Origin of the sequence: Streptomyces sp. NPDC001634, from assembly GCF_040298185.1 — a bacterium.
Lineage (GTDB): Bacteria > Actinomycetota > Actinomycetes > Streptomycetales > Streptomycetaceae > Streptomyces.
In genome coordinates this window covers 1-1847 of the sequence record NZ_JBEOZU010000217.1, presented here as the reverse complement: position 1 = coordinate 1847, position 1847 = coordinate 1, and the positions used below count along the sequence as shown (strand labels likewise).

The window sequence follows — 1847 nt, the reverse complement described above, 5'->3', positions numbered from 1 at the left end:
CGCAGCATGGGCGAGCGTGACTTCATCGCACTGATCGACGGCGTCCACCAGCTCGTCAAGGCGCCGATCGTGCTGGTGTGGGACCGGCTCAACACTCACGTCTCCCACGCCATGCGTGGGCTGATCGCCGAGCGTGAATGGCTGACGGTGTTCCTGCTGCCCGCGTACTCACCCGACCTCAATCCCGTCGAGGGCGTCTGGGCACACGTCAAACGCAGCCTGGCCAACCTCGCCGTCGTCGCCCTCGACCGCCTGGAAGCGCTCGTCCGCAACCGGCTCAAGCGCCTCCAGTACCGGGCCGACACCCTCGACGGCTTCATAGCGGGCACCGGTCTGACTCTCGACGAGCCAGCCTCACCTTGACGAGCCGAGGTCAGTATCTGCGGGAGCTTGATTCGTCACCTGCGGTGACGTTCCCCGGGCCGTGCGTGAAGCGGCCCTGTTATCTGCAGCGAGGGGGAAGTGGTGCCCATCGTCGTGCAGATGCCGGTGTCAGCTTTCGAAGTCGGCTGCACTGAAGTCCGAAGTCGCCTGCACATGCCCATGGGTTGACCGAACGGTCATCTCAGTGTGGCGTCGTTGCCGTCCCGCGCGCAGGGCTTCGAGGAGCTGACCAGGACCAAAGTTTTCGTTCGCTGACGTGTTCGATTGTGGCGGCGATCGCGGCGCGTACACCCATCGGCGGCAGCGCAGCCGGCCCCGGGGCGATCGGCACCGCCGGGATCAAGGGTCCCTACTGGCGCGCCAGCCCGTGGCGGTTGGCCCAGGCGTTGATCGCCGCGGCCAGCTCCTCGGGGCGGTCCTCCGGGGAGTGATGGCCGGCGAGGCCGTGGTGGGAGACTTCCAGGCCCGCGATGTTCTCCTCGCACCAGGCCACCGTCCCCCGGTCGGTCATCGCGCCCGGGCCCGGCTCGAACGCGGCGAGCAGCTTGGGGACTTCGGGGCTGGCAGCCAGCCAGGCGTCGTAGTGCTCGACGCGGGCCACGACATCGGCGGGCTCGCCGTCCAGCGGCATCATGCGCGTCCATGCCAGCACCGGGCGGCGGCTCTGCGGGGTCGGGAAGGGGCGGCGGTAGACCTCCAGGTCGGCAGGGTCGAGCGACGTGGCGAGCGTGTCCGGGAGCCCTTCGATGAACAGCGACTTCTCCAGGATCATCTCCTCGCCCACCCCCGGGGTACGCAGCAGGGTGAACAACTCCCGGCCCGCCGCCGGGAACTCGTCGCCGACCAGCGGTTTGGTGATCGTCTCGGTGAAGGCGAGGCCGCGGACGCGGCGCGGGAGACGGGCGGCGCGGCCGAAGGCGAGCGCGCCGCCCCAGTCGTGGCCGACGAGGACGGCCTCGGCAAGGCCGAGGACGTCGAACCAGGCGTCGAGGTATCGGGCGTGGTCGTCGAAGGAGTAGGCCAGGTCGGGCTTGCCGGAGTCGCCCATGCCGATCAGGTCGGGGGCCAGCAGGCGGCGACCGGGCGCGGCCACCCCCGGCAGGACGTTCCGCCACAGGTGGGAGGAGGTGGGGTTGCCGTGGAGGAAGACGAACGGCAGCCCGTCGGGATCGCCGGACTCGCGGTAGTAGAGGGTGGAGTCGAGGACGGGGATGGTGGGCATCGCGGTGTCACTTCGCTTTCCTTATGGGGGATTCAGAGGTTGAGGCTCAGGACGCGGTCGACGGCGATCTCGATGACGACCAGGTCCAGCGGGGCGGGCGGGGCCGCGCGATAGCGGGCGGTGTAGCGGCGGACGGCCTCGGCCAGGCGCTCGGGGTCGTCGGTGACGGCGGCTCGGCCTTCGAGGGTGACCCAGCGGAAGCCGTCCGCCTGGCAGAGCGCGACACGGGCAGCCGGGCCTT

General features: G+C 70.1%; 3 protein-coding genes. 1 reads left to right on the top strand and 2 read right to left on the bottom strand.

What is annotated here, in order from left to right:
- A partial coding sequence (locus tag ABT186_RS47625; RefSeq protein ID WP_351930680.1) for a transposase occupies positions 1 to 363 on the top strand: 363 nt, incomplete at its 5' end.
- Between the two features lie 370 nt (positions 364 to 733).
- Here the strand turns inward: ABT186_RS47625 and ABT186_RS47620 are convergent.
- Together ABT186_RS47620 and ABT186_RS47615 are read right to left on the bottom strand one after the other, a co-directional pair.
- Positions 734 to 1606 carry a haloalkane dehalogenase gene (locus tag ABT186_RS47620; RefSeq protein WP_351930678.1) on the bottom strand — a complete coding sequence of 291 codons (873 nt, stop codon included), beginning with the start codon at positions 1604 to 1606 and terminating at the stop codon, positions 734 to 736.
- A gap of 32 nt (positions 1607 to 1638) precedes the next feature.
- Positions 1639 to 1847: pyridoxamine 5'-phosphate oxidase family protein (locus tag ABT186_RS47615; protein ID WP_502973564.1), on the bottom strand; the 209-nt coding region annotated here is incomplete at its 5' end.

What these genes read in the sequence shown, in the direction of transcription:
- ABT186_RS47620 (WP_351930678.1), bottom strand. Translation starts at nt 1,606, where the DNA reads ATGCCCACCATCCCCGTCCTCGACTCCACCCTCTACTACCGCGAGTCC.